This window comes from Protofrankia sp. Cas8 (genome assembly GCF_963555845.1).
Taxonomy (GTDB): Bacteria; Actinomycetota; Actinomycetes; order Frankiales; family Frankiaceae; genus Protofrankia.
The window spans coordinates 1-7,589 of record NZ_CAUVXI010000242.1 but is presented as its reverse complement, the minus strand read 5'-3'; the positions used below and the strand labels follow the sequence as shown (position 1 = coordinate 7,589).

General features: G+C 73.2%; 9 protein-coding genes and 1 pseudogene. All 10 read right to left on the bottom strand.

Annotation, left to right across the window (positions count from 1 at the left end; genetic code table 11):
* Positions 1–646, bottom strand: a pseudogene (locus tag U9977_RS23855) (hypothetical protein); the annotation flags it as partial.
* On the bottom strand, positions 643–1,083 hold the full coding sequence (locus U9977_RS23850; RefSeq protein ID WP_322751523.1) for a pilus assembly protein TadG-related protein: 441 nt from the start codon (positions 1,081–1,083) through the stop codon (positions 643–645). The pseudogene U9977_RS23855 and the gene U9977_RS23850, both read right to left, overlap by 4 nt.
* The gene (locus U9977_RS23845; protein ID WP_322751522.1) at positions 1,080–1,541 is read right to left on the bottom strand and encodes a TadE/TadG family type IV pilus assembly protein; all 462 of its coding nucleotides are present in this window, start codon (positions 1,539–1,541) and stop codon (positions 1,080–1,082) included. Before U9977_RS23845 ends, U9977_RS23850 begins: the two co-directional genes overlap by 4 nt.
* The gene (locus tag U9977_RS23840) at positions 1,538–1,891 is read right to left on the bottom strand and encodes a TadE/TadG family type IV pilus assembly protein (protein ID WP_322751524.1); all 354 of its coding nucleotides are present in this window, start codon (positions 1,889–1,891) and stop codon (positions 1,538–1,540) included. Before U9977_RS23840 ends, U9977_RS23845 begins: the two co-directional genes overlap by 4 nt.
* 715 nt (positions 1,892–2,606) lie before the next feature.
* Positions 2,607–2,801: a hypothetical protein gene (locus U9977_RS23835; RefSeq protein WP_322751521.1), complete on the bottom strand. Its 195-nt coding sequence runs from the start codon at positions 2,799–2,801 to the stop codon at positions 2,607–2,609.
* 23 nt (positions 2,802–2,824) lie between these two features.
* Positions 2,825–3,730, bottom strand: coding sequence for a type II secretion system F family protein (locus tag U9977_RS23830; protein ID WP_322751520.1), 906 nt, complete (start codon positions 3,728–3,730; stop codon positions 2,825–2,827).
* Positions 3,727–4,623 (bottom strand): pilus assembly protein TadB, encoded by an 897-nt coding sequence (locus U9977_RS23825; RefSeq protein ID WP_322751519.1) that lies wholly within the window; start codon positions 4,621–4,623, stop codon positions 3,727–3,729. Before U9977_RS23825 ends, U9977_RS23830 begins: the two co-directional genes overlap by 4 nt.
* The gene (locus U9977_RS23820) at positions 4,620–6,059 is read right to left on the bottom strand and encodes a CpaF family protein (RefSeq protein WP_322751518.1); all 1,440 of its coding nucleotides are present in this window, start codon (positions 6,057–6,059) and stop codon (positions 4,620–4,622) included. The genes U9977_RS23825 and U9977_RS23820 overlap by 4 nt, the downstream gene beginning before the upstream one ends.
* Complete coding sequence (locus U9977_RS23815; protein ID WP_322751517.1) at positions 6,056–6,904, bottom strand: hypothetical protein; 849 nt, start codon at positions 6,902–6,904, stop codon at positions 6,056–6,058. Before U9977_RS23815 ends, U9977_RS23820 begins: the two co-directional genes overlap by 4 nt.
* A gap of 7 nt (positions 6,905–6,911) precedes the next feature.
* Positions 6,912–7,589, bottom strand: a 678-nt coding sequence (locus U9977_RS23810; protein WP_322751516.1) for an SAF domain-containing protein, incomplete at its 5' end; no start/stop codon positions are given.

Below are 7,589 nucleotides of genomic sequence, written 5' to 3'. Positions count from 1 at the left end.
CCGGCCAGCGGGCCCCGTTCCCGAGGCTGCGGGCCGCGATGCGCCAGAGGCTGTCGTAGATGCCGTCGTGCGGCAGCGCCACCACGGCGGTGCCCGGTGCCGCTGCCGGTAGCACGACGCCTGGTCGGGTCGTGTCGGCGACCGGGACCAGGCGTGGGGTGACGGGGCCGGTGGCGACGACCGTCGCGGCGACAGGCCCGCCGCTCGGTGCGGGGGTGACGCGGGAGCCGAGAGCGGTGAGGATCACGGCGCCGAGCAGGAACGTGGCCACGCCGCGCATGCCGCCGGTGGGCATCGGAGGGGCGTGCGCCGGCCAGCGAGCGTCGCGCACGACGTCGGGCACGGCGAGGACGACCGAGGCGGTGAAGGCGAACCACAGCGGCCAGAGCAGGCAGGCGAGGATGTCCAGCAGCAGGCTGTCGTCCATCGGCGCGGCCAGCCGCCCCTCGATCGCGTCGAACGACGGCAGGTGGTGGGGCAGCGGCCAGCCGATGAAATGCCACAGTCCCCACGGCAGCCCACCCACCAGGACGACCAGCGCGACCAGGGCAACCAGCGCGCGCAGGAGACGGCCGAGAGCCCGGCCGGCCGCGGCGAGCCGGCCCCAGGTAGGCCGGGGCCGGTAGGGGGCGGATCGGGGGCTCATGGGACCGCCCCGCCCGGGGGCGGCGCGGGTCGGGCGCTGCCGGTCCCGCTGACCGTGAGCGCGTCGAGTCCGACGATGCCCAGCAGCTGGGTGTGGTGCACCACGGTGACCGTCACGGTCACCGTGGTGGCGTCCACGGTCGTGATGCCGGTCGCGCCGGCCTGGGTGAGGGAGGACTGGGCGGCGGCGACCGCGGGGTCGTGCAGCAGACGAACCGTGCCGGTCTGGCGGAACGCGGTCAGGTCGAGCTGCTGCGCGCCGGCGCGGGCGGCTTCCTGCGCGACGCCCATCGCGCTGGTCTTGTCCGCCAACGCGCCGCCGCCGTCGAGGATGAGGCCGCCGAACATCACGAACGCGGCGAACAACACGACGACGAACACGGTGACGGTGCCCGCGTCCCGGCCGCCGTGGCGGCGGCCGGGTAGCCGGCGCGTCACAGCGTCGCTCCGAGCTGGTCACCGAACTCGTCCACCGGCGAGGTGGAGCTGGCGTGCAACGTCGCTGTTCCGGGCACCCCGAGCATCGCGAGATCGCCCAGTCCGACGGTGCAGGACAGCGTCACCCGTACCAGCGCGCCCGGCGTCAGCCCGGCGGTGTCGGTGTGGACCGTCAGGTTCTCGCAGGTGACCCCGGCGTCGGCCAGGGCGGTCTGCGCGGTGGCACGGGCGTCGGTGACGGCTTGGCCGGGGGTGCCGGCGATCGAGGCGGCGCGGGCGGCCTGGTGGGCGACGTCGGCGATCCGCAGCTTCGCATCCGACACCCGGTAGCACAGGACGAGGAACAGCAGCATGAGCAGCAACGCCGGCAGGATCAGCACCAGTTCGGCGGTGGCTGAGCCGCGGTCCTGATCCCGGTCATGGCCACGGGATACGGCTGGCGCGACGGTGGGTGTCATGGGACTGTGGCCCGCCGTTCGACCGGGCCGGCCGCGTCGGCGTGGACCCCGAGATGCAGTCCCGGCACGACACTGGCGGCGGTGCCGTGGACACCGACGTTCGCGCGGGCGGCGTCACGGGTGACCGTGATCTGCGGGTCGGTGAGGGTGGCTCGGCCGAGCTGGTCGAGGGTGGCGTCGGCTTGGGCCTGGCCGGCGGCGGCGCTGCCACCATCGGCGCGGGCCGCGGCCAGCGCACGGGCTGCGGTTGCCTGAGCGACGTGGGTGGCGTGCGCCCAGATCGTGACCTGCGCCAGCAGCAACACGATCGTGAACAGCACCGGCAACACGAAAATCATCTCGACGGTCAGCGCGCCCTCGTCCCGGCGCCGACCGGCGGGCTCAGGCGCCGGTCCGCCCGGTCGACACCGTTGCCGCGGGTGCGGTCGCCTGCCCGGCGTGTGGAGTGGATGTCGCGGTGTGCCGCGGCTGTCCTGACCGGCCGGGCCTGGAGATCCGGGCAGGTGGGTGCCGGGCCAGCTGTAGGCCTGCCAGCGGCGATGTCCTCTCGTGCGCGGGGAACCTGCCCATGCCGACGGCGACCTGCTGTCCCACGAGCCGGGATAGCCGTCATGTCCTCGCTCGGCGCTCGTCACGGTGGCCTGTCGGCCGCCCTGTTGATCCTGTTCTGGCCCGCGTCGGACGGGGTCCGTGGACCCGGGAGCGGCGCGTGGACCCGCGCTGCACACGGAGACCGGCCGTGGGACATCTGCATCGGCTTCCCCACATCGGTGTAGGGAGGCCGGTGCAGATGCCGTCCCTGCTGCGGGTGTTTCTGTCCATCGAAACGGCGTCGAACCTCCCTGGAGATCGGGGCAGTTGTCATCTCCTGGCCTCACGCTTGATCCCGTACTCATGGCGCCACCAGAATTCGTCATGGCATGTCCATTTCCTGCGTTCCGCCGTCGACAGATCGGTGGTCGTTTGACACGCCGTTGACAAGTAGGTCGGCGAGTTGACATGTTCACCGGCATCCTTCCCATCGGCGCGGGTCGTGAGCCGGACGGGTGGACGCTGCCATGCCGGTTATTGGAAGGCGATGCGTTTGGCGGCGCTCAGGATTTCCGGCCCGAAAATCCCGATGACGGTGAGGGCGAGCGCGGCGAGGAACGCGATCCAGATGACCTGTTCGGTGGTGCTGCCCCGGTCGCGTTCCGCCGGTGCCATGTGCCGGTAACGGTGGTAGATCCGTGACCACCAGGTGCGGAGTGGGCTGAACACGGTTCCTCCGACAGTCGAGACAGCTACAGCGAACGGGTGATTTGCGTGAGGGCGGGATAGAACACAAACAGAATGAAACCGATCGCGATCAGAACGCCGGGAATACTCATCCGCTCCGTCGCGGCGTTGGCCTCGGCCTCCGCGTCCTGAGCCTGGCGGACCCGCAGCGCGGCGGCTTTCGCGTCCAGCGACTGACGGACACGGGCCCCCTCGGTGCCGGCGAGCGCGACCGCGTCCGCGAGCTCCACCAGCTCGACGACCTGGATGTCGGCGCCGAGCTGCCCCAGCGCGCGCCACGGGGTGACGCGGGTTTCCCGGGCGGTCGCCAGCGCTCGGCGCAGCGCCACGAACGGCCAACCCTGACCGATCCCCGCCGCGTCCGTCAGCGCGCTTTCCACCCCCGCCCCGCCGGCGAGCAGCACTTGGATCAAGGACAGGTAGGCCGCCAGCGCGTGGCGGAACGCCGCCCGGCTGCGCGCGGCCTCCGCCGCCACGCTGAGGTCGGGCAGCAGGAACCCGGCGACGCCGCACAGGACCGCGACGGCGGCGGGCATCACCCACGGGAACGGCCGGCCGCCGACCGCGAACGCCACCCCTACCACCGACGGGAACAGCAGACCAGCCAGCGCCGCGGTGGCTTTCTCGGCCAGGTGCGCGTCGACACCGCGACCCAGGACCGCCAGGTCCCGGCGCAGCACCTCGGTCGGCAGGCCGGCGGCGCGCAGCAGACCGACGAAGGGACGACCCGCGTGGCTCGCCCACCCGTCCTCCGCAGCCGGCGTCGTCGTCGCCGGGCTCGCCGGCGCTGGAGCCGGGTCGAGCCGGGCCAGCACCTCGTCCAGCGACGGACGGGGTGGGACCAGCCACACCGCCAGCGCCCACAGACCCACGCCGACTCCGGCGGCCAGCGCCATCATCAGCATGCTCATCGGCCGCCCCGCCGTCCACCGGCTCCAGACGCCGCGTCGGCTGGAGGCAGATCGTCGTTCTGAAGGAAACGGACGGGCTTTCTGATCGTCGACATGCGTGTCAGCCAGACGAACCCCGCGGTGAAGATCGCCCCGACGGCGAGGAGGACCAGCTGACCGACGGCGGTGTTGTAGGGGGCGAGGAAGTCCCGGTTGAAGACCACCAGCCCGCCGGCGAAGACGAGGGACGTCGCGACGACGACGCGCATCGTGGTCCGCATTCTCGCCCGGCCGACCTCGATCCGCCCGAGCATGTCGACCTGGGCGCGGGCCGTCGCGGCGAGCTGACCGAGCAGCCCGGACAGCTGGCGGGCCTGGTGCCGGGTCGCGAGGATCAATGCGCCGATCACGAGGTCGGCCAGCGGATCGTCCAGGTCCTCGGCCAGGCCGTACAGGGCCGGACCGACCCGTTCGCGACGGTCGATCCGGGCTGCCAGCAGAGTGACCTCGGGACGGATCGCCGCCGGGGCGGCGGACGCGGTCGCCAGGATCGCCTGCTCCAATCCGGCCGCGGCGGCGAGAGTGTCGCGCAACTGCTCGGCCCACACCGCGATCGCCTGGGTGCGGGCAACGTGACGGATCTGCTCATGGTCGGTGCCCAGGATCCGCGGGATGCCGAGGACCGCCAGGGCGATGAGCAGCCCGCCGACGATCCAGCCGGTCACCGCGCCCGCCACGATGCCGGCGGCGACCGCGGCGGCGGCACGCCGCCCAATGTGCGGGTCGCCGTGCCAGGGCAGGACGCGCCGCCGCGGTGGGCGGACGGCGTCGACGGGCACGCCCCGCCAGCCGTAGACGATGAGTAGCAGCCCGGCGCCGACACCGACGCCGAGCAGCCCGAACAGGCCGGTCACCCCCACCACCCCCGGGCCAGCAGGTCCGGGTCGAAACCGACGTCGATCAGGTCGTCGAGCAACTCGGCGGTCGGCGGCACGGCGGGCTGGGCACGGCGGTCATGCCCCGGCCGGTACAACTCGTTGGTGATCACCTGTCGGTCGTCGGCGTCCACGACCTCACGCACCGAGGACACGACGCGCCGGCCTCGCTCACCGCGTGGCTCGGCCAGGTGCACCACCAGGTGGATCGCCGAGGCGATCAGCAGGTTCGTGGCCTCCACCGGCAGCCGTTCAGGTCCCTGCACGGCATAGCTGGCCAGCCGGGTGAACACCCCGCGGCTGGTCGAGGTGTGCAGCGTGGTCATGGAGCCGTCGTTGCCCTGGCTCATCGCGTTGAGCATCGGAATGACCTCCGGCCCCCGGACCTCTCCGACGATCACCCGGTCCGGGGACATCCGCAGCGCGGCGCGGACCAGGTCGGATGCGGAGACCGCGCCTTCGCCCTCGGTGTTGGGTTCCCGCACCTGCATGGCGACGACGTCGGGATGGGCGTGGTCGTCTTCGTCCAGGCCGAGTTCGTAGACGTCCTCGACCGTCACCAGCCGCTCGGTGGGGGGAATCTGGTGGGCCAACGCGAGCAGCATCGTGGTCTTCCCGATCGCGGTACCACCGGCGACCACGATGTTCTTCCGCGCGTGCACGACGGCGGCGAGCAACGCCTCCAGCCCCGCGTCGATCGTGCCGTTCGCGCGCAGGCCGGCGAGGGTCGCATCGCGCAACCGATGCCGGCGGATCGACACCGACGGCCGCTGGGTGACCGCCATGACCGCGAACACCCGGCTCTTGTCCGGCAGGTGAAAGGTCACCATGGGCGCGCCGCGGTCCCAGCGGCGTTCCTCCACCCCGGCGTGCGCGGCCAGGTCCCGGATCAGATCGATCAGTTCGCTGTCCGAACCGGTGATCGGGGCCAGCCGCATCCGGCTGCCATCAGCCCGGCGCACGAACACACGATCACCGTTGATGTTGATGTTTTCGATGGACGGGTCGGCCAGCAACGGTTCTAGCCCGCCCAGACCCAGGACGTCGGCGAGCACCTCGATGATCAGACGCTGCTCGTCGTCAGGCGACAGCACCGGGGCGCCGCGCGCAAGCTCGGCGGTGGTGTGCGCTTCGGCGAGATCGACCAGGACGGCCCGCGCGAACGGCTCGCGGGCTGGGCCACTCAACGGTGGCGCGCCAGCGTCCTCATCGGCCCGCAACCTGGCGGCGAGCGCCGCCCGCAGACCATCGCGGAGCCGGACCCGCAGCGCCTGCGCGGCCGACCCGGTCGCGCGCCCAGGAAGATCCGTCGGCGCGGCCGGCCCGCCGCTCCACAACGTCTGGGTGCCCGGCCAGCCCGCGCCGTTGCCGGTCCTCGCACTGTGGTCGGGGTTGTTCCAGGGTGACAGAGTCACGGTGCTCCCATCCGGGTCGGCAGCCACCCGGTACCGGCGTCGGGGGCGGGCACTGGCGGCAGCGGCAGCGGCAGCGGCACCGGCACCGGCACCGCGGGAGCCGCCGGCGCGGCAGCGCTACCGGCGAGGTAGGCGGCCAGACCCGTCGCGGTCCGGCCGAGCCGCGACCGGCTGATGCCATGGCGGGTGTGTCGACGGCCCGCCAGCACACCGGCGGCTACCGTGTCGTACGGCAGCGGGCCCAGGACCCGCGAACCCAGGACCCGGGTGATCTCCCGGACCCCGTAGTCCACCGACCGGTACGCCTGGCCGGCGACCACCACATACCAGTCGGGCACCTGCCAGCCCCGCACGGCCTGCATCCGGGCCGCCAGCTGCGACAGTTCGTCGTCGCGGGCCCGGACGACCAGCAGCAGTACGTCCGCGGCCCGCACCGCCGGCGCCGCCGGGGACAGCGGGTCCAGCCGGCCGCAGTCCACGATCACAGTCCGGTCACCGTGGCGCGCCGCGGACCACAGCAGCGCCCACCCGCCACCGGCGAGCTCACCGAGGACCTGGCGGGCCTGCTCCGCGCCGGCGGGCGCCGTGATGACCTCCAAACCGCCCGGCAGCTGCTGGCTGTGATCCGACAGCGGGCGCGGCTCACCGCTCCCGCGACGGCCGGCGGCGGCCAGGGTGACCAGCCCACGCGCCGCGCCCAGCCCGAACCGGGCACCCAGGTCACCGCCGGCGGGGTCGGCCTCCACCACCAGCGGCTCGCTGCCCGTAGGCCAGCGGTCCGCCAGTGCGAGGGCCAGCGTGGTCGCGCCCGGTGACCCCTTCAACGACCCCACCGTGATGATCATATGGCGGTCACCGGCCCCCTCCGTTGACCGTGACGATGCCGACCTGCCCCGCCGGCGCCGCCGCCAACGCGCGGGCGTCGTCCTCGGCGAGCTGAAGCGACACCACCGTCGTCTGGTTGGTGTCGCGGGCCTGGACCGCCACCACCGTCGCCTCCCATGCACGCACCGCAGCCGACGAGGTGGATGTGATCGAGACGGCGCTGGTGCCCACGGTGACCACCACCACGACCCTCGACCCGGCGCTGAGACCCGTGGGGAACTGGCCGTCCTTCAGCGCCACCGCCGCGATCGCCCAACCTGCGGGGGGCACCTGCGCGGCACCCAGCGCCGCCCGACTCAGCACCATGCCGGCCGGCAGGCTGTAGGCGACGGGCCGACCGAGCACAGTGTCTTTCGACCCGGCCGGGATCGTGTTCACCGACTCGGCGGAGATCCGGACCTCCCGCAGGTCCGCCGCCGCCAGTACCTGGCCCACCATCACCGGACGGGCCAGCACCAGCACCGGCTGTCGCGACCCCACCCGCGCCCCCGCGAGCAGGCCGGCGGCGGCACAACCCACCACCAGCACCACACCGAGGAGCAGGTATGGCAGCCGGCGGCGCCGACGGGGGCCGCCGGTCAGCCGGGTCGTGGGCGCCGCGCCCGGCCGGCGGCCGGTGCGGTCACCGCCGGCGGTGCGCGACGC